The organism is Streptomyces sp. NPDC002306 (assembly GCF_053593435.1).
In genome coordinates, this window is the sequence record NZ_JBSFCK010000005.1 from 297,593 (window position 1) to 319,479 (window position 21,887).

A 21,887-nucleotide genomic window follows, 5' to 3' on the forward strand; every position below is an offset into this window, starting at 1 on the left:
GCTGTTATGTACGCTTGTACACATGGGATACCTGACGCTCGCCGGAGCCATCGCCGCCGAGGTGGCCGCGACGACCGCCATGAAGTACAGCGACGGTTTCAGCAGGCTGTGGCCCTCGTTGCTGACCGCCCTCGGCTATGTCGTCGCCTTCGCGCTGCTCGCGCGGACCCTGAGGACCGTGCCGGTCGGCACGGCCTACGCGATCTGGTCGGGAGCCGGTACCGCGACCATCGCCGTCATCGGGCTCGCCCTGTTCGGCGAGGCGTTGACCCTCGCCAAGGCCGCCGGCCTGGTGCTGATCGTCGGCGGGGTCCTGGTGCTCAACCTGGGCGGCGCGCACTGATGCCCCGCCGCCACGACCCCGAGCGACGGCAGCGGATCATCGACGCGGCGATCCGGGTGGTGGGGGAGAAGGGCCTGGCCGGGCTGAGCCACCGTTCGGCGGCGGCCGAGGCGGACGTCCCGCTCGGCTCGACGACGTACCACTTCGCGACCCTCGACGAGCTGATGGTCGCCGCGCTGCGGCAGGCGAACGAGGGCTTCGCCAAGGTGGTCGCCGCGCGCGGCGGCCTGGCCGATCCGGGCGCCGACCTGGCCGCGGAGCTCGCCGCGCTGCTGGGCGAGTGGCTGGCCGGCGACCGGACCGGCGTCGAGCTGGAGTACGAGCTCTACCTGGCCGCCCTGCGCCGCCCCGCCCTGCGGCCGGTCGCCGCCGAGTGGGCCGACGAACTCGCCGCCCTGCTCGCCTCCCGCACGGACGCGGTGACGGCCCGGGCCCTGGTCGCCCTGATGGACGGAATCTGCCTCCAGGTACTGCTGACCGGCACCCCGTACGACGAGGAGTACGCCACGGAGGCGCTCGCACGGGTGACACGCGCGGCACCGCCGCATCACGCGGGCGGCTGAGCGGGGGACGCGGGTTCGGCCGTACCTGGCTGTGGCTTCGCGCGCCTGGCTGTGGCTTTCGCCGCGTGTTGGTTGCGGCTTGGTGCGCTCTGCCGTGGCTTTCGGCATCGCCATGGCCACGGCTCCCGCGCCTGGCCGTGGCGCATGTGGTTCCCGCCCCCTGGCCGTCGCGAACGTGGTCCCCGATCGTGGTCTGCGTGCGCAAGGCGCGAGGGGCGGTGCTCGCACCCCCGGGACGGACCCTCGCTGGTTGGCCTCGGCGGCCCCCGTCCGGTTAGGTTGCCCTTATGACCGACACGACTGCTCCTCGTACCGCCGGCGCCGTGGCCGCCGGGCTCGCCACCGTCGCCGCCGACGGCACCGTTCTCGACACCTGGTACCCCGCGCCCGAGCTGTCCGCCGAACCGGGCCCCGCCGGCACCGAACGGCTCGACGCCGAGCGCACCCGCGAACTGCTCGGTGAGCACGGCGTCGCCGCCGTCTGCAAGGACGACGTGCGGAACGTGCAGGTCGTCGCGGTCCGTACGGTCATCTCCTCGCTCGACGACAAGCCGCTCGACACGCACGACGTCTACCTGCGCCTGCACCTGCTCTCGCACCGCCTGGTCAAGCCGAACGAGCAGAACCTGGACGGCATCTTCGGCTTCCTCGCCAACGTCGTCTGGACCTCCCTCGGCCCGGTCGCCGTGGACACCCTGGAGACCATCCGGCTGGCCGCCCGCGCGCGCGGCCTGCACCTCAGCGTCTTCGGCGTGGACAAGTTCCCGCGGATGACCGACTACGTGGCCCCGGCCGGCGTCCGGATCGCCGACGCCGACCGCGTCCGGCTCGGCGCCCACCTCGCGGCCGGCACCACGGTCATGCACGAGGGCTTCGTCAACTTCAACGCCGGCACCCTCGGCACCTCCATGGTCGAGGGCCGCATCTCCCAGGGCGTCGTCGTCGGCGACGGCTCGGACATCGGCGGCGGCGCCTCCACCATGGGCACCCTGTCCGGCGGCGGCAAGCAGCGTGTCGCCATCGGCGAGCGCTCCCTGGTCGGCGCCGAGGCCGGGGTCGGCATCGCCCTGGGCGACGACTGCGTGGTCGAGGCGGGCCTCTACCTCACCGCCGGCACCCGCGTCACGCTGCCCGACGGCACGATCGTCAAGGCCCGCGAGCTGTCCGGCGCCTCCAACATCCTCTTCCGCCGCAACTCGGTCACCGGCACGGTCGAGGGCCGCCCGAACAACGCGGAATGGGGCGGCCTGAACGACGTCCTGCACAGCCACAACTGATCACGGCACGCGCCGGTGAGCGCCCTTCCGCCCCCTTGGGTGGAAGGGCGTTCTCCGTCAGGCGGGGAGGGCTGTCGCGAACCTCGCCAGCGTGGCGAAGTCGGGTTCTCGCAGGCCGATGCTGGGGTTCACGTGGTGCAGCAGCGCGGGGCCGGGGTGGTGGGCGGTCACGAACGCGTCGTCCGCCGGGCCCTGCTCGTCGTCCACCCAGGCGAAGGGCCGGCCCTCGGCGTACGCCACGATCGCCTCGGTCTTCCAGTGCACCCCGTCCGGGCGCTCCGCGAACAGGTGCGTGCCGAAGTCGACGTACGGCAGCTCGGGCAGTCCGACGACCGGGGCGATCCAGCGGTTCGCCGCGTCCATCCACGTCGTGGCCCAGCACAGCTCGAACGGCAGCGCGAGCAGTGCCGCGCCGTGCTCCGGGTGCAGCCAGACCCGCAGGGGCTTGCCCGGACGCAGGGCGACCCGGATCGTCGTGTAGCCCGCGGGCCGCCGCTCCGGCTGCGCGGCGTACGGGTTCAGGGGGCCGTCGACGTCGAGGAAGAGCAGGGGGCGGCTCACCCGGTCACCGTACGGCACCGTGCGGGCGAGGCACACGGAGATATGGCTGCCGGGGTGTGCGCGAGCGGGGAGCGTTCCTCGCCCGCGCGTCGATCGGGCGGCACCGGCCGGTCCGCGCTGATCAGGCGGCCGTCAGGAGCCGCTCGTACTCCGTCAGCAGTCCGTCGATCGCGTCGCGGCCGGCGTCCCGGAGCGGGGCGCGCACCGGGCCGGCCGGGAGTCCGAGGGCACGCAGCAGCGCCTTGGCGGTGACGGCGCCGGGCAGACCCGACGCCATCATCAACTCGATGAGAGGCGTGGCCCGTTGCTGGAGCCGGGCCGCCCGCGCCGGGTCTCCCGCGTCGAACGCGTCCAGTACGGAGCGGAGTTGGCCCGGGACCACGTTCGCCACCGTGCTGACGTAGCCGGCGGCGCCCACCGCGTAGAGGGCGAGGTTGTGTTCGTCGCAGCCCGCGTAGTACGCCAAGTCCGTGCGGGACAGCACCTTCTGGGTGCCGAGGAAGTCGTAGGAGCAGTCCTTGACCGCCACGATCCGCGGATGGCCGGCGAGGCGGATCATCGTGTCGGGTTCGATCCGGGTCCCGGTGCGGCCGGGGATGTCGTACAGGACCACGGGGAGCCCGGAGGCGTCGGCGACCTCGCGGAAGTGTGCCTCGACCGCGTCCTGCGGGGGCCTGCTGTAGTACGGGGTGACCACCAGCACCGCGTCCGCGCCGGCCTTCTCCGCCTCCCGGGCGAGCTCGACGGTGTGCCGGGTGTCGAAGGTGCCCACCCCGGCGAGGAGCGCGGTCCGCTCGCCCACCGCCTCGCGCACGGCTCTGATCAGCGCCGACTTCTCGGCGTCCGTCGTGGTCGGCGACTCACCCGTCGTCCCGGACAGCACCAGTCCGTCGCACCCCTCCGCCACCAGCCGCCCGGCGAGCCGCTGGGCACCGTCGAGGTCGAGCGCGCCCGCCTCGGTGAACGGCGAGACCATGGCGCACAGCGCGCGGCCGAAGGGCGGGGTCGAGAAACCGGCGTTCGTCATACGAGCAGTCTCGACACGACGACCGTGAAGCTCCACTTAAATCTTCTACGAGGTATCGGTAAGCAACGCTGAGAGGTGGCGTTCGGGAAACGGGTCAACGGGGCCGCCGGGCGACGAAGACCAGCTCCCGGCCGGGGCGGTCCGGCGCGTCCCGTACGTCCTCGACCAGGTAGCCGAGGGAAGCCAGATCCGCCTCGATCTCCTCCCGGCCCCGGAAGCGCAGCGTCGAGTCCGACGTCAGCACCTGTCCGTCCGCCGCGAACACATACGTCCAGCGGAACGTCACCAGCGGCCCGCTCACCTCGGTCAGCTCCACCCAGCTCTCCACGGCGCCGACGCCCGGGATCTCCGTCACGCCGTACGAGGTCTCGCGGTTCCACTCCTCCCAGGCCCGCCGGGCCGGATCCCGCGTCTCGAAGACGAGACGGCCGCCCGGCCGCAGCGCCGCGTGCGCGCCACGCAGGGTGCCGCGCCACTCCCGCGGGCCGGCGATGGCCTGGGCGACGTTCGCCGTCATCGTCGCGAGGTCGACCCGCAGCGGCGGCAGCGCCGTCGCGTCACCGTGGATCCAGCGCACCCGTCCGCCGCCCGGCTTGGCCCGGGCCACGTCCAGGGACGCCAGAGCGGGATCGACGCCGACGACCTCGACTCCCCGGTCGGCCAGCAGCAGCGCGAAGACCCCCGTCCCACAGCCGATGTCCAGCACCCGCCGCGCCCCGAACTCCCGCGCCATGCCCACGTACGCGTCGAGATCGCCGCGGTCGGGGTCGAGCGGATCGTAGATCGCGGCGAGCCGCGGATGCCGGAAGCCCTCGTCAGCCATGCCGTGACGGTACGCGGAGCCGGTGCGCCCCGGGGAGGCCCTGTGTCCAATCCGGCCACTCATGGGTCACCATGGCAGGGACGGTTCGTGCACCCCTGGTCATGGGAGGCGTCATGAAGCTCGGCAAGGCACTCGCCACCGGCGTCGCGCAGGAGCGGCCCGAGGTCCGGCAGGAGGGGATCGCGTTCCCCGAAGCGCTGCGGCCCACGGAGGGGCGTGACGTCGACGCGTCCGCGTCCACCTCCACGGCCGCAGCCCCGACCACGTCCTCGTCCGCGGTCGACGAGGTGCCGGTCGCCCGATGAGGCTGCGGCTTCCGGAGGAACGACCGACGGAGCCGCCGACCGGATTCAAGATCGCCCACCCGGTGCTGTCCCAGGACGGCGCCCGGGCCGGGTTCACCGGTGTGTCGCTCGGCGGCGCGCTGCCGTACGGAGTCGTGGCCGACGCGTCCTGCGTCTACGGACTGCGGCACCGGGCACCGCACCGCCGCTGCGACTGCGGCTTCCACTGCGTGCACGACCGCTCGACGGCCGAGGCGCTGCTGTGCACCGCCGAGCACCGGGCGGCCGTCCTGCTCGAAGTCACCGTCCTGGGCGCCTACATCCGCTTCGAACGCGGCTTCCGCTGTGCCCGTCAGCGGGTGCGTACGGCGACGGTCGGACCGTGCGCCTGCGGCACGGTCGCGGCCGCGCTCGCCGACGTCGGCTGGGGCCGGCCCGGCTGGTACGCGCTGGCTCCGGCCTGCGCGGGCTGCGTACGCGGCCGTACGTCCCTCCCCCTCGCGGCGTTCGCCCGGCTGGCCGGTGACGGCCTGCGTGTCGTCGCGGGCGGCACCGGTCCGGTGGGCGCCCCGGGTGCCCTGGGCGGCTCCGGCGCTCCTGGCCTCCCCGGCGACCTCGGCATGCCCGAACTCGTCGCCGAGGCAGCCCTGTTGCAGGCACGGCTCGACTGGTTCCAGACGCAGCTGTCCCGACTGGGCGAACGCGGGTCCGGCGGGGAGCCGCAGCGGTAGGGGGACGTGCCCGCCGGCCGGCCGCCCTGGCGTTCCGTCGCCGCGTTGTCCGGCCGCGCTGGCGTTCCGCCATCGGTCCGCCTGCTGCCCCGGGGGCCCCAGCCCGTGCGCCGCACTCCTGTCGGTGTACCCCTGGGGTAGGCGCGGCCCGCCCGGGTACCCGAAGGTTCTGCGGCCGGGAGGAGGCGGGACATCGTGAGCGCGACCATGAACGCCCGGCCCGCGCACGCCGGTCGGGACGCGGAGCGGTGCTCCATGGCCGCGGCTGCGGGGCGGCCCGCCGTACGGACCTACCGCCCCGCGCGACCGGAAACGCGCCCGGTGGAGGCGGAGTTGGCCGAGGCGGGGTGGCGTGCGGGGTGCGGCGGCGGCCCGACGGGTGCCGTCTCCTGCGCGAGGCGGCCGGCCCCGGCCGGGCCTGCCACCGCCGCGCTTCCGCCTGCATGGCCCGTACGGGTGCCGCGCGCGCCGGCCGGCCTCCCGGCCGTGACCGGCCGTGCCGGGTCCTGCCGGCCCCTGCGCCGCACACCGACGAGGCTCCTCACGCCGAGGCGGCCCATGGAGTGGCGCCCCATGGCGTGGCGCCCTGCGTCCGAGGAGAGCCTCGGCGGCGTCAGGGCCGGTGCCGATGTCGATGCCCAGCAGACCAGGGAAAGGACCCACCGATGACGACGGACAGGACGGCACGAGGCGCTCTTGGGGCCGAGGGGCCCGACGAGCTGCGCCGCCGAATCGAGCGGACCAGGAGCCAACTCGGCGCGACCGTGCAGGAGTTGGCGGCGAAGGTGGACGTCAAGGGCCGGGCGAGGGCGCGGGCAGCCGACCTCAGGGACCGGGCGGGCGCGATGACCGTCCAGTTGCGCAGCAGCGCCGCGCAGGCCGGGCACGGCGTGCAGGACACGGCGGTACGCGCGGGACACGGCGCGCAGGACACGGCCGTACGGGCCGGACACAGCCTCCAGGACACGGCGACCCGCGCGGGACGCTCGGCGGAGCACGTGGTTCCGGGCCCGATCCGCACCGCCGTCCAGGCCGGGCGGCGGCACCCGCGGCCGGTGCTGATCGTCGGTGCGGCGGGGGCGGCGGTCGTCGCGGCCGCTGTGGTGCGGCGCCGGCGCGACGCGCGGTAAACGTTCGGAGCGCGAGCCCAGGGCTGGGTCCGGACCGGAGGAACCGGTCCGGACCCAGCCCTGGGGCGCGTTGTCCGCTGTCCGCTGTCCGCTGTCAGCCGTCCGCCGCTTGCGCGCGCCGCGCGCGGCAGGACCCGCTGAAGCGGGGACGAGGGCCGCACGGAGGATGGCGGTATGGACGGCCGCGGCACGGACCGTCGCGGACGGTCGTGGTAGGCGCGGCCGCGGCAGCGGCAGCGGTAGGGACGGGGGACTGCGGCAGGGGCGGCCGTCGGATGGAGGTTCGGGGCGCGGACGGTCGGTGCGCGGACCGATGCGGTATGAACGGCCGTGGTACGGGCGGTCGCAGTAGGCGCGATGGCGGCACAGTCGATCGTCGCGCGGGCGCCTGCCGTGCGGACCGGCACCGCGCGGACGGCCACGGGAGGGCCTGCCGAGGCAGGGGCGACGGTCGCGGCGGGCACGATCGCCACACGGTCGCCCGCCGCACGGACGCCTCGCGTGACAGGGCCGGCTGCGACAGGGACGACGTCGGCGCGGGACCATCCCGCACGGTCGCCCGCCGCGCGGAGGATCGCGGCGCCCGGACCACCCGCATCACCCGCCTCCCGCACCACCCCGCCCCCGCACCCCCCACTCCCACCCCTCACCGAACAATCCAGCCTCCTGGACAAAAAAAGTGTTCGGTGGGAAGGTGAAGGCATGCTGGATGTCACCGTGATCGAGGACCCTGAGGCCGCGGCAGTGTCCCTGGACCCCATCAGGGCCAGGCTGCTCGCCGAGCTGGCCGCGGGCCCCGCCTCCGCCGCCATGCTGGCCGGCCAGGTCGGGCTGGCCAGGCAGAAGGTGAACTACCACCTCAAGGCACTGGAGCGGCACGGCCTGGTGGAGCTGGCCGGCGAGCGCCGCAAGGGCAACGTCACCGAGCGGCTGATGCGGGCGACGGCGGCGTCGTACGTGATCTCACCGCTCGCGCTCGCCGCGGTGCAGCCGGACCCGGACCGCTTCCGCGACCAGCTCTCCGCGCGCTGGCTGCTCGCCCTCGGCGCCCGGCTGGTCCGGGACGTCGGCTCGCTGGTGACCGGCGCGGCGAAGGCCCGCAAACGGCTGGCGACCTACGCGCTGGACGGCGAGGTGCGCTTCGCCTCGGCAGCCGACCGGGCAGCGTTCGTCGAGGAGCTGACGGCGGGCGTCAGCGCCCTGATCCGCAAGTACGACGCCCCGGAGGCCGACGACGGCCGTGACCACCGGATCGTCGTGGCCCTCCACCCCACGGTCCGGCCGCAGCCCCCCGCCGCCACCCCGGAAATCGACCAGAAGTAGCCAGGAGTCAGTGATGTCCAAGGAATTCGAGATCGTCCGCGAGTTTGAGGTCGACGCAACGCCCGAGGAGGTGTGGGAGGGCCTCACCCACGGCACCGGCGGGTGGCTGTGGCCGATGGAGTTCGACGGCGAGAGCCGCACCGGCCCCTTCGGGTCCACGCTCACGAACTGGGACCCGCCGCACCGCCTCACCTCGCGCAGCGAGGACGTGGGCTTCCCGACGCAGAGCCTCAACCAGCTCGACAACACCATCGAGCCCCGCGACGGCGGCCGGCGGGCCTGGGTGCGGTACGTGCACAGCGGGATCTTCACCGACGACTGGGACAACCAGTACGACGGCGCGAGCAAGCACACCGACTTCTACCTGCACACCCTGCGCGAGTACCTGACGCACTTCGCGGGCCGCCCGGTCGCCTTCGCGACGCTCAACGGCCCCGGGGCGTCCACGGCCGCCGACGCCTTCGCCGCCGTGGGCCGGGCCCTCGGTCTGGCCGAGGACACGGCCCAGGGGGTGCGGGTGACGGCCCGCGGGCCGGCCGGGCGCGAGCTCGACGCCGTGGTCGACTACCGCAACCCGTACTTCCTCGGGCTGCGCACCGACGACGCCCTCATCCGCTTCTTCGGACGCAACCACTGGGGCGCGCCGGTCGGCATCTCCGTGCACGACTTCGCGCCGGGCGCCGACGCCAAGGCGGACGAGACCGCCTGGCAGGGCTGGCTGGACGGGGTGTTCGGCCAGTCCTGAGCAGGCGGCGGGCGGTGCGGGTCCGGGTTACGGCTCGAAGCGCAGCACCTGCGGGTCGTGGTCGCTGATCTGGTCGTGGAACTCCGAGTTGATGTGCACGCTGTCGTACGCGAAGTCGCAGCCGCGCCGGATCGACGGGCTGACCAGGATCTGGTCCAGGACCTGCTGGTTGCCCTGGTAGTCGTAGGTGTAACGCTCGCTCCGGGGCAGCGACTTGATCGCCGACCACAGCTCGCCGTCGCCTTCGAGGATCTTCGCCGTGCCGGAGAACTCGAAGTCGTTGATGTCGCCGAGGGCGATGACGTCCGCGTCGCGCTGGGTGTCGAGGATGTCCTTGACGAAGGCGTTGACGAGTGTCGCCTGCTGGTGGCGCTGGGTCTCCGAGCTCCGCGCCACCGGCTGGTACTGCGAGGTCAGCCCCTGGTCGCCGCCCTTGGAGTTGAAGTGGTTGGCGATCACGAAGACCGTCCTGCCACGGAAGACGAACTCGCCGGCCAGCGGCTTGCGGCTGCTCGCCCAGGCCGGGTTCGCCGGGTCGATCCGGCCGGGCGACGCCGTCAGCCGAGCCTTGCCGCGCACCTCGGTGACGCCGACGGCGGTGGAGGCGTCGCCGCCCGCGCGGTCGGTGAAGGAGACCCGCTCGGGGTTGAACAGGAAGACCTGGCGGATGTTGCCGCCCGGCTCGCCGCCGTCGGTGTCGTTCGCCGGGTCGATGGAGCGCCACCGGTAGGCCGGGCCGCCCGCCGCGACGATCGCGTCGATCAGCTTGGTCACCGTCCGGCCGGCGGTGACCGTGCCGTCGTCCGTCGCGCCGTTGTCGTCCTGGATCTCCTCCAGGGACACGATGTCGGGCGACCGGAGGTTGTGCACGATCGCGGCGGCGTGCTCCTCGAAGGTGGCGTCGCCGGGGTCGAGGTTCTCGACGTTGTACGTCGCCACGGCCAGCTCGCCGCGCGACTGCTTCCGGGTCGTCTCGCGCGTGAGTCCGGCGCTCCTCAGGGTGCCGAGCTCGTTCGCGACGAGGGTGTAGCCGCCGTACTGGTTGTAGTCCAGGGGGCCGCTGGTGGCGCCGGTGAGCGTGTCGCCGACGTCCGCCACGGGGAAGTCGGCGGTCGCGCCGAGGGACTGTATCTGGAGGCGGCCGGTGTTCTGCGCGCCGTAGGAGCCGTAGACGGTGCCGCCGCGGCGGTTGGCGTGCTCGTGCGGCTTCACCGTGACCCACAGCTCGCTGTACGGGTCGGTGGCCGTGACCACGCGGGTGTCGGAGATCTGGACGGTCATGCCTTCCAGGGACTCGTAGAAGTCCAGGGCGTACTTCCGCGGCCTCAGGGTGAGGCCGTTGACCGAGCCGCCCGCGGCGGTGTCGCCCGCGGGGGTGTACGCGTCCGGCACGGACCGCGCGCCGACGACCGTGGCGGCCGGGACGGCGTTGCCGCCGGAGACGACGGTGACGGTCGCCTTGGTGATCTCGGTCAGCGTCTGGTTGCCGGTCGAGGCGCCGCCCGGGACGTACTCCGCGACGGTGCCGGTGACCGTGACGGCGTCACCGACCGCGACCTTCGGGGCGGAACCGGTGAAGACGAACACGCCCTCGCTGGTGGCCGGGTCGGTGTCCGGGTCCGGATCCTGCATCCAGAACCCCTTGGACGAGCCGTAGGCACGGACGGCGGTGACGATTCCGGGCACGTCCGTGACCTGGAGGCCGGCGTACGGGGAGGTGCGCGTGGTGCCCTGGACGTCGTGGACGCGTACGGCGTCCGCGTGCGCGGGCGAGCTGAGGACGACGGTCGAGGCCGCGGAGCACAGGGCGGCGACGGTGAGCGCGGCGAAGCGCGCGGAGGACTTGCTCGGCAACGGGATCCCTCCGGGGACATACGTGAGCGCCGGGACATGGGCGGGACACGGCACGTCGGTCGAACGTGCACGGGGTGGAGCACGGGTGGCACGTCGGTCGAACGTGCACCTGCCTGGAACGGGGGGCACGTCGGTCGAACGTGCGCCTCGGTGGGACACGGGGGCACGTCGGTCGAACGTGCGCCTCGGTGGAGCAGGGGTGGTGCGTGGGTCGAACGTGGAACGTCGTGGGGCCGCGGCCCCCAGGGGGCGGCGACGCGCGTAGAAAATCCGGTGAACAAGTGTCCGCTGAACATCTACGCGCGTCAATCTCCCGTCTGCTCACGCCAGTTGTCAAGGTTTCGGCCAGGAGCGGCCACCGGCGGGCAGATGAACCGGGCGGCATGGGTGGAAATCCGTCTAGGCTGAGTGGTCGAACCGTGATGCGTACGGCCGTCAAGGCGCCCTAGGAGAACCAGCCGATGTCAGAAAGCTCCAGCTCCTCCCTGCCGCCGGTGCGGCTGCGCCCCGAAGCGGAGCTGGCGCGGGACGCCCTGTCCACGCCGTTGCTCTCACGGGCCGTCCTGCTCGCCCGCTGGACCGGACCCGACACCCGGGTCGAGGCGGGCGGGGAACTCGTGGCGGAACAGCTGCCCGCCGCCGCCGGCGCCCTCGGGCTGACCGGCGACGACGCGGCCGCCCTGGCGAGCGAGTCCTGGCGGATCGCCGTGGACACCGGGCTCGTCGACGTCGTCGACGAGGAGGCGGGCACCGTGACGGCGGGCGAGGACCTCGACCTGCTCGCTGGCGGCTCCCCGCACGACGTGCTCGGGGTGTGGTTGACCGCGCTGGAGACCGTGCTGGCCGACGCGAGCGTGCCCGACCTCGACGACCTGGTCGCGGCGATGGACGAGGGCGGTGCGGTCGACCTCGCCGGGCTGGACTGGGACCCGGACGCGGAGGCCGAGTTCCTCGACGGCGTCCTCGGCAACCTGTACCTGCTGACGGTCAGCGAGGGCGGCCCCGGCGACGGCCCGGTGCCGCTGCCCGCGCTCGCCGCGTCGATGCTCGTACCCGACGACATGGGCGAGCCCACCAACGACATGCTGGAGCAGGTGTCGGACGCGATGATGCGGCTGGACGACCAGTTCCGGCTGCTGGAGCCCGTCGGGCTGGTGGAGTACCGGCCGGTCGACGAGGCGCTCATGGCGGACACCGACGACGCCGTCGCGGAACTCCCCGCGCAGCTCGACGAAGCCGACGTCGCCCGCTACGGCATGGTCCGCCTCACCCCCCTCGGCCGGTACGGCGTGCGCGCGCGGCTGCTGGAGGCCGGGTTCGAGGCCCCCGCCGTGGGTGAGCTTTCGGACAAGGGCGCGGACGCGCTGCTCGACGGGACGGCCGGGTTCCCGCCCGCGGCGGCGCACGCCGAGACCGAGCAGTGGCTCGCCCACCGCGAACCTCTCGCCGCGGCGCGGGAGTTGCTCGCGGCGGCGCGCGGCGCCGACGCCGGCGCGCCACTGCGGCGACTGCGCTGCCAGCAGGCGCTGTCCCTGGTCGGCGGCGAGGCCGAACCGGCGCTGCGGGAGGTCCTCGACGACGCCGAACTGGGCGGTCTCGCCCGGGTGTGGCTGAGCGAGCACGGCGCCCCCGACGTGCCCGTGCCGTCGCAGGCCATGGTCTTCTGGCTCACCGTCGACACCGTGGCCGCTCAACTGGCCGCCGAGGGCAACTCCGAGGAACTCCAGGCCCTCGTGGAGGGACTCGCCGAGCAGCACGGCGGCTTCTTCGCCGCCGCCTGGCGGGTGGACCACCCGGCCACCGCTGACGTGCTGGAGGCCATGGGCCGCCTCCACCCCGACAAGAAGGTGGCCAAGGAGGCCCGCAAGGCGGCGTTCAAGGCACGCTCGCAGCAACAGGGCTGAGCACGACGGCCGAGCGCGACGACTGAACCCGAGGCCGGGCACGACGGCTGAGCGGGACGGTTGAAGGCGACGCCGAGCACGACGGCTGAGCGGGACGGCCGGGCGCGACCGCCGGGCGCGACCGCCGGGTACGACCGCCGGGCGCGGCGGCGTCACGCCGACGGCCGGGCGCATTTTGCTTTCGGCGGGCCGGGAGCATACGGATTCATGGAACGCGGTCCGCTTCGGTCGCCCGGTGTTCAACTCCCGTTCAGGCGGGGGCGGGACGGTGTCGCGGAACCGCGACCGCCACCCTCCACGGCACACCCACCGTCACAGGAGACACCATGTCGCTCAGCCGCAGGGACTTCGCCAGGAAATCCGCGATCACGAGTGCCGGGGTCGCGCTGGCGGGCAGCGTCGGCGCCCTCGCCACCGCGCCGAACGCCCTCGCCTCCACGGACACCGAGAGCGTCGGAGAGGCGTCGGCGGACGCGCACGGCGGGGTCGGCTACGGACCGCTGGTCCCCGACCCCAAGGGCCTGCTCGCCCTGCCCGCCGGTTTCAAGTACCGCGTCATCACCTACAGCGGCCAGACCAAGCTGGAGTCGGGCGAGTTCACCCCCTCCAACCACGACGGCACGTCGACCTTCGACGGTCCCCGCGGCACCACCCTCCTCGTCAACAACCACGAGCTGGCCGGCCCGCGCGCCCAGTGGCCCCACCCGGTACCGCTCACCGAGGGCCTGGTCTACGACCCGGCCGCGGCCGGCGGCTGCACGGTCGTCGAGATCCGTCCCGGCGGCCATGTCGCCGAATGGGTCGGCATCGCGGGCACCGCCACCAACTGCGCCGGTGGCAACACCCCTTGGGGCACCTGGCTCACCTGCGAGGAGACCGAGGACAAGACCGGCACCAACGGGTTCACCAAGGACCACGGCTACGTCTTCGAGGTCGACCCCGCCGACCGCCGCGCCAACCGCAACCCCAAGCCGATCAAGGCGCTCGGCCGCTACGCCCACGAGGCCGTCGTCGTCGACCCCAAGCGCGGCCACCTCTACCTGACCGAGGACGCGTCCAACCCGAACGGCCTGCTGTACCGCTGGACGCCGCCCGAGGACTTCTGCCACGGCCACGGCAAGCTGCGCCGCCTCGCCGAGAACGCGGGCGTGCTCCAGGCCTTCAAGTGCTTCGACTCCGGCGGCAAGTTCGTCGACGACCTGTCCCGCGCCACCAAGATCGGCACGGTGTACGGGGTCGACTGGATCGACGTTCCCGACCGCGACGCGAAGACGGTCTCGGTGCGCAAGCAGTTCGGCGCCGGCGAGGTCACCCGCGCCCGCAAGCTCGAAGGCATGTGGTGGGGCGACGGCGGCACGTACATCGTCTCCTCGTACGCCCGCACCGAAAGCCCCGGCGCCCAGCACGACGGCGCGGTCTGGTTCTACGACCCCAAGCGGCGCACCCTCACGCTCAAGGTCCTGATCGGTGTCAACCCGGACCCGTCCGTCGACGGCGCCTTCGACGGCCCCGACAACATCACGGTCTCCCCGTACGGCGGTCTCGTCATCGCCGAGGACGGCGAGGGCGTCCAGCACCTGTTCGGCGCCACCGACAGCGGCCGGACGTACCCCATCGCCCGCAACGAGCTGAACGCCGGCACCGCGGAGAAGCCCGAGTACAGCGAGTTCACCGGCGTCACCTTCTCGCCCGACGGGAAGACGCTGTTCGCCAATATCCAGACCCCCGGCATCATGCTGGCCATCACGGGGCCCTGGAAGCGGCACAAGCGATGAGGACCGGGAGAGGTATCTAATTCGCTCGCTCCACCCGAGCTGCGCCTCCTACAGTGAGATCACAATGTCACGCACCTCCCGGTGCGATGGCGGCGGCTACTTCTCTGTCAAAGAATCCGATGCCGCCGCCGACTTGATCTCGGGAGGCGCAGCTCTTGGTGGGTGCCCGGTGCGCAGGCAACGGTTACTTCAGGGATCGGAAGGTTGCGGGTTCGAGTCCCGTCATCGACTTCGGGTCGGTGTAGCTCAATCGGCAGAGCATCCGGAAATAAGTCCGTCGTCGACCCCTGATCTCGGGCACCCTCCTTCAGCTGTTCCTCCCTCCGTTGTCCGACGGGAAAGTCGTAGCGGAATTCGGGGGAATTCACCATGGCGCGATTCAATGTCCGCACCGCGAAGGCGCGGCCCACCTCGCGGGTGACGTCCACGGGACGGGTGCTGCGCACCTACCAGGGCGGCCGAGGGCAGGAGCGCGACGCGCGCTCCGAGCTCTTCCTGCTCGCCGTGTCCCACTTCGTCTCCCAGCGGACCTTCTACGAGACCGGTGCTGGCCGCGACGACCGCTTCGCGCGCCTGGTGTGCGAGCTCGCCGTCAGCGACCCGGTCTGGACCGCCGGACTGCTCGGCTGGCTGCGCGGCGAGGGCAACCTCCGCAGCGCCTCGGTCGTGGGCGCCGCCGAGTACGTGAAGGCGCGGCTGGACGCCGGCGCGACCGACGGCCCGTCGAACCGGCAGGTCGTGGCCTCCGTGCTCCAGCGCCCCGACGAGCCCGGCGAACTGCTCGCGTACTGGACCTCGGTGTACGGCCGCAACGTGCCGAAGCCGGTCAAGCGCGGCATCGCCGACGCCGTTCGACGTCTCTACGGCGGCAGGTCGCTGCTGAAGTACGACACCGCCTCCAAGGGCTACCGCTTCGGCGACATCCTCAACGTCGTGCACGCGGCACCCGACCCGGACAAGCCGTGGCAGGGCGAGCTGTTCCAGTACGCCCTCGACCGTCGGCACCACCCGGACACCGCCGTGCCGCCCGCCTCGAACCGGGTCCTGACCGCGCACCGCGAGCTGATGGCGCTGCCGGTGGCACGGCGGCGCGCGGTGGTCACCTCCGCGGGCGGCGCCGAGCGGCTCGCGGAGGCCGGGATGACGTGGGAGGCGCTGGCGGGCTGGCTCCAGGGGCCGATGGACAAGGAGGCCTGGGAGGCGGTGATCCCGTCCATGGGCGTGATGGCGCTGACGCGTAACCTGCGCAACTTCGACGAGGCGGGCGTCAGTGACGCGGTGGCGGCCGAGGTCGCCGCGCGGATCAGCGACCCGGCGGAGGTCGCGCGCTCGCGGCAGTTCCCCTTCCGGTACCTCGCCGCGTACCAGCACGCGCCGTCGCTGCGCTGGTCGTACCCGCTGGAGCGGGCGCTCGGCCACTCGCTGGCCAACGTGCCCGCGCTGCCGGGGCGCACCCTGGTGCTCGTGGACCGCTCGGGGTCGATGTTCCACTCCCGGCTGTCCGACCGCTCGGAGCTCAGCCGGGCCGACGCGGCGGCGATCTTCGGTACGGCGCTCGCGCTGCGGGCGGCGGACGCCGACCTCGTCGAGTTCGGCACCAGCAGCAACCGGATGAAGTTCCGCGAGGGCGAGTCGGTGCTGAAGGTCCTGGAGCGTTTCGGCGACCTGGGCGGCACCGACACCACCGAGGCCGTACGGCGCCACTACAAGGGGCACGACCGGGTACTGATCGTCACGGACGAGCAGTACGCGTACAGCCGGCACGGGGACCCGACCGAGCAGGTCCCGGCGGGCGTGCCGGTCTACACCTGGAACCTGGCCGGGTACGGGGCCGGCCACGGCCCGTCGGGGAAGGACGGCCGGCACACCTTCGGCGGCCTCTCGGACGCGGCCTTCCGGATGGTGCCGCTGCTCGAGGCGGCCAGGGACGCCGACTGGCCCTGGACCGGCTGACACCGGCCGTGGCCCGCACTTCGGTGCGGGCCACGGTCAGGCCGGTACCGGAACCGACGCCGGCACCGGTGGGCCGGTGCCGGTAGCCGGCACCGATGCCGACGGCGTGCCGCGCCGACCGTTACGGGCGGTCGGCGTGCACCGGGTGGACGGGTCGACACCGAGTGCTCCCTGTCTGGTGTCCCCGGGTGATGTGATGGACCATGCGGGCAGCACGGACTGCCCGCGAGGTGAGCGGGTGCTGTCTCCGTTCGGTCCTCGACAAGATGCGGAGAGTGTCCCCGGTGTGCGAGGAGTAACTGGATGACGCAGGTCAAGCCCATGCGTGCGGACGCTCGGCGCAACTATGAGCGGTTGCTGAAGGCGGCGGCGGAGGCCTTCGCCGAGCATGGGGAAGGCGCGTCCCTGGACGACATCGCCAAGCGGGCGGGGGTCGGGTCCGGCACGCTCTACCGGCACTTCCCGACCCGGCATGCGCTGCTGGAGGCCGCGTACGTGGACCGCGTCGAGGCGCTGGCGGCGCGCGCCGACGAGCTCGCGGGGCGGCTGCCCCCGGGCGAGGCGCTGGTGGAGTGGCTGAACGAGCTGTGCGTCGGCACGATCCAGGTGCGCGGCCTGAAGACCCTCCTGGGGTCGGCGGTCACCGACGGCGGCTCGGCCACGGTGACGGCGTGCGCGACCTCGGTACGGGGTGCGGCGACGCGGCTGGTCGGGGCGGCGCAGGAGGAGGGCACGCTGCGGCGGGACATCGAGCCGGTCGAGGTCCTGCGGCTGGCCCACGGGGTGGCGACGGCGTCGGAACTGGCCGACGGGCAGGGGAAGTCCATCCGCCGGTATGTCGCGCTGCTGACGGAGGGACTGCGGGCGTAGGCGGTCCGGGGACCGCCCGGGCGGGCGGTGGAAGGGGCTCGTAGGACACCCGGCCGAGCCCCTCGGCAACCGTCCGCCCCGTGCGGGGCCGTAGGACCTAGAGCGACTGGGCCGCCGGCTTCACCATGTTCCGTACGGTGCGCGCCTTGACGAAGTCGCCCATCGCGGTCATCTCCCACTCGCCGGAGAACTGCCGGATCAGCTTCGCCATCAGCACACCCGTCTGCGCCTCGGCGTTGGTGAGGTCGAAGCGGACGAGTTCCTCGCCGCTCGCGGCGTCCAGGAGGCGGCAGTAGGCCTTGGCGACGTCGGTGAACTTCTGGCCCGAGAAGGAGTTGACCGTGAAGACCAGGCCGGTGACCTCCTGCGGGAGCCGCCCGAGGTCCACGACGATCACCTCGTCGTCGCCACCGCCCTCACCGGTGAGGTTGTCACCGGAGTGCTTGATGGCGCCGTTCACGATGGAGAGCTTGCCGAAGTAGCAGCTGTCGATGTGGTTGCGCTGCGGGCCGAAGGCGATGACCGACGCGTCCAGGTCGATGTCACCGCCGCGGTACGCGGGCTCCCAGCCGAGGCCCATCTTGACCTGGGAGAGCAGCGGGCGGCCGCCCTTGACCAGGGAGACGGTCTGGTTCTTCTGGAGGCTGACCCGGCCCTTGTCGAGGTTGATCTTCCCGGTGCCGGGCGCGGCGGCGGGCGGCGCGGGCGGGGCCGGGGGCATGGGCGGGGCGGCCGGGGGCTGCATGGCGGGCGGCGGCGGGGCGACCGGCTGAGCGGCGGCGGCGGCGGGCGGGGCGGCGGCGGCCGGTTCCTCGACCGACACACCGAAGTCGGTGGCGATGCCGGCCAGACCGTCGGCGTATCCCTGGCCGACCGCGCGGGCCTTCCAGGCGCCGTTGCGGAGATAGACCTCCACGACCACCAGGGCCGTCTCGGTGCCGAGCTGCGGGGGCGTGAACGTGGCCAGGACGCTGTTGTCGGCCGCGTTGCGGATCGTGGCCGTGGGCTCGACGCCCTGGAAGGTCTGGCCCGCGCCGTCCGGGCTCGCGGTGATGACGATCTTCTCGATGCCCGGCGGGACGGCGGAGGTGTCGACGATGATCGCGTCGGGAACCGCGCCGCCGCCCGAGCGGTAGGTCACGCCCGGTCCGCTCGGCTGGTTGTAGAAGATGAAGTCGTCGTCGGAGCGCACCTTGCCGTCGGCGGTGAGCAGCAGGCCCGATACGTCGAGCCGCACCGGGGCGGCGACGTCCACCGTCACGCGGGTGGCCGACAGAGGGATGTTCGAGCCGGGTGTCATAGCTGTCATGCCGGGTGAACGAGCGGGGCCGCTTTACCGTTCCCTTACCTGGCGGCCAATCGGGTGGGCGCGGCGGCGGGGTGTTCTCCGGGCCCCCGCGGCCCCTGCCCGGCCGCCCCGACCACCCGCCCCGCGCACTCGTGCCCCGGCAGGAGTCGGCAGCTCGGGCGCCTGGGTGACGACGGCCCGGCCCACGGACTCGATGGCGGCGGCCCTCATTTGACGGCTCCCAACGACAGGCCCTGGACCAGCTTGTCCTGGGCGGCGAACCCCGCGGCGAGCACCGGCAGGGAGACGACGAGTGACGCGGCGCACATCTTCGCCAGGAACAGGCCCTGGCTGGTGATGAAGCCGGTGAGGAAGACGGGGGCGGTCTCGGCGACCACTCCGGTCAGCACCCGGGCGAACAGCAGCTCGTTCCAGCTGAAGATGAAGCAGATCAGGGCGGTCGCCGCGATGCCGGGCAGGGCGATCGGGGCGACCACGCGGGTCAGGACCGTCGGCAGTCGTGCGCCGTCCACCCGCGCCGCCTCGATCACCGCCACCGGCACCTCGGCCAGGAACGACTGCATCATCCACACCGCGATCGGCAGGTTCATGGACGTGTAGAGGATGACCAGGAGCCAGATGTTGTCGAGCATTCCGGCGTTCTTCGCGAACAGGTAGATCGGCAGCAGGCCCGCCACGGCCGGCAGCATCTTCGTCGAGAGGAAGAAGAACAGGACGTCCCTCCACCGACGGACCGGGCGGATCGACAGCGCGTACGCGGCGGGCAGCGCCAGCGCCAGCACCAGTGCCGTCGACACCGTCGACGCCACCGTCGAGTTGATCAGCGCCGGCCAGGGGCTCGCCCCGCCGCCGGTGCCGAAGAACTCCCGGTAGCCGTCCAGCGTCAGCGCGGCCCCGAAGGACGGCGGGTCGGTCGCCGCGTCCTGCTCGGAGTGGAAGGACGTCAGCGCCATCCAGGCGATGGGCAGGAAGAACAGGACTCCGGCGAGCCAGGCCAGCAGGCCCAGCCCGGCGTCCTTGCGGCGGCCGCGTCCTCGTACGGCTGTGGCGCTCATGCGCGTGACATCTCCTCGCGGAACAGGGACGACACCACGCGCAGGGCGAAGGTCGCGATGACGATCGAGCCGATGACCACCAGGACGCCCGCGGCCGAGGCGAGGCCGTTCTCGTGGGCCTGGTAGAAGCTCTGGTACACGGTGTACGGAAGGTTCGCCGTGCCGAGGCCGCCGGACGTGATCGTGAAGACCGCGTCGAAGTTCTGGACGATGTGGATCGAGCCCAGCAGGGCGCCCAGTTCCAGGTAGCGGCGCAGGTGCGGCAGGGTGAGATGGCGGAAGACCTGCCAGTCGCTCGCGCCGTCCACCCGGGCGGCCTCCAGCTGCTCCCGGTCCCGGCTCTGCAGGCCCGCCAGCAGGATCAGCATCATGAACGGGGTCCACTGCCACACCAGGGACGCCTCGACCGCGAGCAGCGGGGTGTTCGAGATCCAGTCCGGCCGGGGGCCGCCGACGTAGTGCAACAGGCCGTTGAACAGGCCGTACTCGGGGTTGTAGAGCACGTGCTTCCACAGCAGGGCCGCCGCGACCGGTACCACCAGGAACGGTGCGATCAGCAGGGTGCGGACCACGCCCCGGCCCGGGAACCGGCGGTCCAGCAGCAGTGCCAGCGCCAGGCCCAGGACGAGACCGGCCAGGACCACCGCGACGGTCAGCAGCACGGTCGTCCACACCGAGTGGCGCAGGTCCGCGTCGGTGAGCACCTGCTGGTAGTTGTCCAGGCCGGTGAAGCGGCGGGCCTTGGGGTAGAGGGCGTTCCAGTCGAAGAAGGAGATCACCAGCGTGGCCACGAACGGCAGCTGGGTCACGGCGATCATGAAGATGAGGGCGGGCAGCAGCGGGGCCCGGGTCGACCAGGCGCGCAGCCGGGCGGAGGGCCGGTGCGTCGTGCGTGGGGGAGTGGTGGCGGCAGGGGCCGTCGTCGTGGCTGTCATCGTCCCTCGTACTCCTCGGCGATCTTCTCGGCCAGCCGCTGGGACTTGGTCAGGGCCGAGTCGACGGACTGGCGTCCGGCGATGGCCGCGCTGATCTCCTGGGAGACCTTGGTGCCGAGGTCGGTGAACTCGGGGATGCCGACGAACTGGATGCCGGGCGCGGGACGCGGCTGCACCCCGGGGTCGTCGGGGCGGGCGCCCTCGATGGCCTCCCTGGTCATCTCCTGGAAGGCGGCGGCCTCCGCGCGGTAGTCCGGGTTCTCGTACGTCGACGCCCGCTTCCCGGCCGGCACGTCGGCCCAGCCGACCTCGTCGCCGACCAGCTGCTCGTACTCCTTGCCGGAGGCCCAGGAGACGAACTTCCAGGCCTTGTCGGGGTTGCGGGACGCCTTCTGGATGCCCCAGGCCCAGGTGTAGAGCCAGCCGGCGGATTCGGTCCTCTCCACGGGTGCGGGGGCGTAGCCGAGCCTGCCCTTGACCGGGGAGTCCGCCGCCTCCAGGGAACCGGCCGCGGAGGTGGCGTCGTACCACATGGCGACCTTGCCCTGGGTCATGTTGTTGAGGCACTCGGCGAAGCCCGACTGGGCCGCCCCGGACTCGCCGTGCTCGCGCACGAGGTCGACATAGAACGTCGTCGCCTTCCTGAACTCCGGGGAGTCGAGCCGCGCCTTCCAGTCCTGGTCGAACCAGGTGCCGCCGAAGGTGTTCACGACGGTGGTGAGCGGGGCCATCACCTCGCCCCACCCCGGCAGTCCGCGCAGGCAGATGCCCTTCATGCCGGGCTCGGCGCCGTCCGCCCGCGCGGCGAGGTCCGCCACCTGGGTCCAGGTCGGATGCGCGGGCATCGTCAGGCCCTTCGCGGCGAACACGTCCTTGCGGTACATCAGGAAGGAGGACTCGCCGTAGAAGGGCTGGCCGTAGAGCTTGCCGTCGTCGGCGGTGAGGGACCGGCGCATCGGTGTCAGGACGTCCTGCTCGTCGTACGCCGGGTCCTCGGCGACGTACGCGTCCATCGGTTCCAGCCAGCCGTTCTTTGCGTAGATCGGTATCTCGTAGTTGGACAGGGTGGCGACGTCGTACTGGCCCGCCTGGTTGGCGAAGTCCTGGCTGATCTTGTCGCGGACGTCGTTCTCCGGCAGGACGGTGAAGTTCACCTCGATGCCGGTCTCCCGGGTGAAGTGCGCGGCGGTGAGCTTCCGCAACTCGGTCATCTGCGGGTTGTTGACCATCAGGACGTTGATCGAGTCGCCGCCCGATCCCGCCCCGCCCGCCCCGACCCAGCAGCCGGAGAGCAGCGGGGCGAGCAGCGTCCCTGCGGCGACCGCGGCGAGTGTGGCTCGCGGCCTCCGTCGGCTCGGGGTTCGCATGGATCGCTCCTGGACGTATAGGTGGGTAAAGGGCGTGCGGTGGGGAGGTGATGGCGCC

At 72.7% G+C, this 21,887-nt stretch carries 20 protein-coding genes; 12 read left to right on the forward strand and 8 right to left on the reverse strand.

What is annotated here, in order from left to right; genetic code table 11:
* Positions 1–22: 22 nt before the first annotated feature.
* The 3 genes from ACWCQK_RS13350 to dapD all read left to right on the forward strand — a co-directional run bounded on the left by ACWCQK_RS13350 (position 23) and on the right by dapD (position 2,183).
* Positions 23–343, forward strand: coding sequence for a DMT family transporter (locus tag ACWCQK_RS13350; RefSeq protein WP_451155128.1), 321 nt, complete (start codon positions 23–25; stop codon positions 341–343).
* Positions 343–906, forward strand: a complete 564-nt coding sequence (locus tag ACWCQK_RS13355) for a TetR/AcrR family transcriptional regulator (RefSeq protein WP_451155130.1) — start codon at positions 343–345, stop codon at positions 904–906. The genes ACWCQK_RS13350 and ACWCQK_RS13355 overlap by 1 nt, the downstream gene beginning before the upstream one ends.
* Before the next feature lie 287 nt (positions 907–1,193).
* Entirely contained in the window at positions 1,194–2,183 is a 990-nt protein-coding gene (dapD, locus tag ACWCQK_RS13360) for a 2,3,4,5-tetrahydropyridine-2,6-dicarboxylate N-succinyltransferase (protein ID WP_451155132.1), read from the forward strand.
* 57 nt (positions 2,184–2,240) lie between these two features.
* Here the strand turns inward: dapD and ACWCQK_RS13365 are convergent, their stop codons facing one another.
* The 3 genes from ACWCQK_RS13365 to ACWCQK_RS13375 all read right to left on the reverse strand — a co-directional run bounded on the left by ACWCQK_RS13365 (position 2,241) and on the right by ACWCQK_RS13375 (position 4,594).
* Positions 2,241–2,744, reverse strand: coding sequence for a hypothetical protein (locus tag ACWCQK_RS13365; RefSeq protein ID WP_451155134.1), 504 nt, complete (start codon positions 2,742–2,744; stop codon positions 2,241–2,243).
* 121 nt (positions 2,745–2,865) lie between these two features.
* The gene (gene dapA / locus ACWCQK_RS13370; protein ID WP_451155136.1) at positions 2,866–3,771 is read right to left on the reverse strand and encodes a 4-hydroxy-tetrahydrodipicolinate synthase; all 906 of its coding nucleotides are present in this window, start codon (positions 3,769–3,771) and stop codon (positions 2,866–2,868) included.
* Positions 3,772–3,865: 94 nt separating this feature from the next.
* Entirely contained in the window at positions 3,866–4,594 is a 729-nt protein-coding gene (locus ACWCQK_RS13375) for a class I SAM-dependent methyltransferase (RefSeq protein WP_451155138.1), read from the reverse strand.
* A gap of 113 nt (positions 4,595–4,707) precedes the next feature.
* On the opposite strand from ACWCQK_RS13375, the gene ACWCQK_RS13380 reads away from it, so the two are divergent.
* The 5 genes from ACWCQK_RS13380 (at position 4,708) to ACWCQK_RS13400 (ending at position 8,807) form a co-directional block, all read left to right on the forward strand.
* Entirely contained in the window at positions 4,708–4,899 is a 192-nt protein-coding gene (locus ACWCQK_RS13380; RefSeq protein WP_451155140.1) for a hypothetical protein, read from the forward strand.
* Positions 4,896–5,609, forward strand: a complete 714-nt coding sequence (locus tag ACWCQK_RS13385; protein ID WP_451155142.1) for a hypothetical protein — start codon at positions 4,896–4,898, stop codon at positions 5,607–5,609. Before ACWCQK_RS13380 ends, ACWCQK_RS13385 begins: the two co-directional genes overlap by 4 nt.
* A 665-nt stretch (positions 5,610–6,274) precedes the next feature.
* On the forward strand, positions 6,275–6,739 hold the full coding sequence (locus ACWCQK_RS13390; RefSeq protein ID WP_451155144.1) for a DUF3618 domain-containing protein: 465 nt from the start codon (positions 6,275–6,277) through the stop codon (positions 6,737–6,739).
* A 702-nt stretch (positions 6,740–7,441) separates the two neighbouring features.
* The gene (locus tag ACWCQK_RS13395) at positions 7,442–8,062 is read left to right on the forward strand and encodes an ArsR/SmtB family transcription factor (protein ID WP_451155146.1); all 621 of its coding nucleotides are present in this window, start codon (positions 7,442–7,444) and stop codon (positions 8,060–8,062) included.
* A gap of 13 nt (positions 8,063–8,075) precedes the next feature.
* The gene (locus ACWCQK_RS13400; protein WP_451155148.1) at positions 8,076–8,807 is read left to right on the forward strand and encodes an SRPBCC domain-containing protein; all 732 of its coding nucleotides are present in this window, start codon (positions 8,076–8,078) and stop codon (positions 8,805–8,807) included.
* A 27-nt stretch (positions 8,808–8,834) separates the two neighbouring features.
* On the opposite strand, the gene ACWCQK_RS13405 is transcribed toward ACWCQK_RS13400, so the two are convergent.
* Positions 8,835–10,661: an endonuclease/exonuclease/phosphatase family protein gene (locus tag ACWCQK_RS13405; RefSeq protein WP_451155150.1), complete on the reverse strand. Its 1,827-nt coding sequence runs from the start codon at positions 10,659–10,661 to the stop codon at positions 8,835–8,837.
* 461 nt (positions 10,662–11,122) lie between these two features.
* Between ACWCQK_RS13405 and ACWCQK_RS13410 the strand changes: the two genes are divergently transcribed.
* The 4 genes from ACWCQK_RS13410 to ACWCQK_RS13425 all read left to right on the forward strand — a co-directional run bounded on the left by ACWCQK_RS13410 (position 11,123) and on the right by ACWCQK_RS13425 (position 17,163).
* Positions 11,123–12,565 carry a hypothetical protein gene (locus ACWCQK_RS13410; RefSeq protein ID WP_451155152.1) on the forward strand — a complete coding sequence of 481 codons (1,443 nt, stop codon included), beginning with the start codon at positions 11,123–11,125 and terminating at the stop codon, positions 12,563–12,565.
* 326 nt (positions 12,566–12,891) lie between these two features.
* Complete coding sequence (locus ACWCQK_RS13415; protein WP_451155154.1) at positions 12,892–14,340, forward strand: alkaline phosphatase PhoX; 1,449 nt, start codon at positions 12,892–12,894, stop codon at positions 14,338–14,340.
* A gap of 369 nt (positions 14,341–14,709) precedes the next feature.
* On the forward strand, positions 14,710–16,293 hold the full coding sequence (locus ACWCQK_RS13420) for a TROVE domain-containing protein (RefSeq protein ID WP_451155156.1): 1,584 nt from the start codon (positions 14,710–14,712) through the stop codon (positions 16,291–16,293).
* A 303-nt stretch (positions 16,294–16,596) separates the two neighbouring features.
* The gene (locus ACWCQK_RS13425) at positions 16,597–17,163 is read left to right on the forward strand and encodes a TetR/AcrR family transcriptional regulator (RefSeq protein WP_451155158.1); all 567 of its coding nucleotides are present in this window, start codon (positions 16,597–16,599) and stop codon (positions 17,161–17,163) included.
* A 97-nt stretch (positions 17,164–17,260) separates the two neighbouring features.
* On the opposite strand, the gene ACWCQK_RS13430 is transcribed toward ACWCQK_RS13425, so the two are convergent.
* The 4 genes from ACWCQK_RS13430 to ACWCQK_RS13445 form a co-directional block, all read right to left on the reverse strand.
* Positions 17,261–18,463, reverse strand: a complete 1,203-nt coding sequence (locus ACWCQK_RS13430) for a TerD family protein (protein WP_451155355.1) — start codon at positions 18,461–18,463, stop codon at positions 17,261–17,263.
* Positions 18,464–18,678: 215 nt separating this feature from the next.
* Positions 18,679–19,527 carry a carbohydrate ABC transporter permease gene (locus tag ACWCQK_RS13435; protein WP_451155160.1) on the reverse strand — a complete coding sequence of 283 codons (849 nt, stop codon included), beginning with the start codon at positions 19,525–19,527 and terminating at the stop codon, positions 18,679–18,681.
* The gene (locus ACWCQK_RS13440) at positions 19,524–20,462 is read right to left on the reverse strand and encodes a carbohydrate ABC transporter permease (RefSeq protein WP_451155162.1); all 939 of its coding nucleotides are present in this window, start codon (positions 20,460–20,462) and stop codon (positions 19,524–19,526) included. Before ACWCQK_RS13440 ends, ACWCQK_RS13435 begins: the two co-directional genes overlap by 4 nt.
* The gene (locus ACWCQK_RS13445) at positions 20,459–21,829 is read right to left on the reverse strand and encodes an ABC transporter substrate-binding protein (RefSeq protein ID WP_451155164.1); all 1,371 of its coding nucleotides are present in this window, start codon (positions 21,827–21,829) and stop codon (positions 20,459–20,461) included. Before ACWCQK_RS13445 ends, ACWCQK_RS13440 begins: the two co-directional genes overlap by 4 nt.
* Between the last annotated feature and the right edge of the window lie 58 nt (positions 21,830–21,887).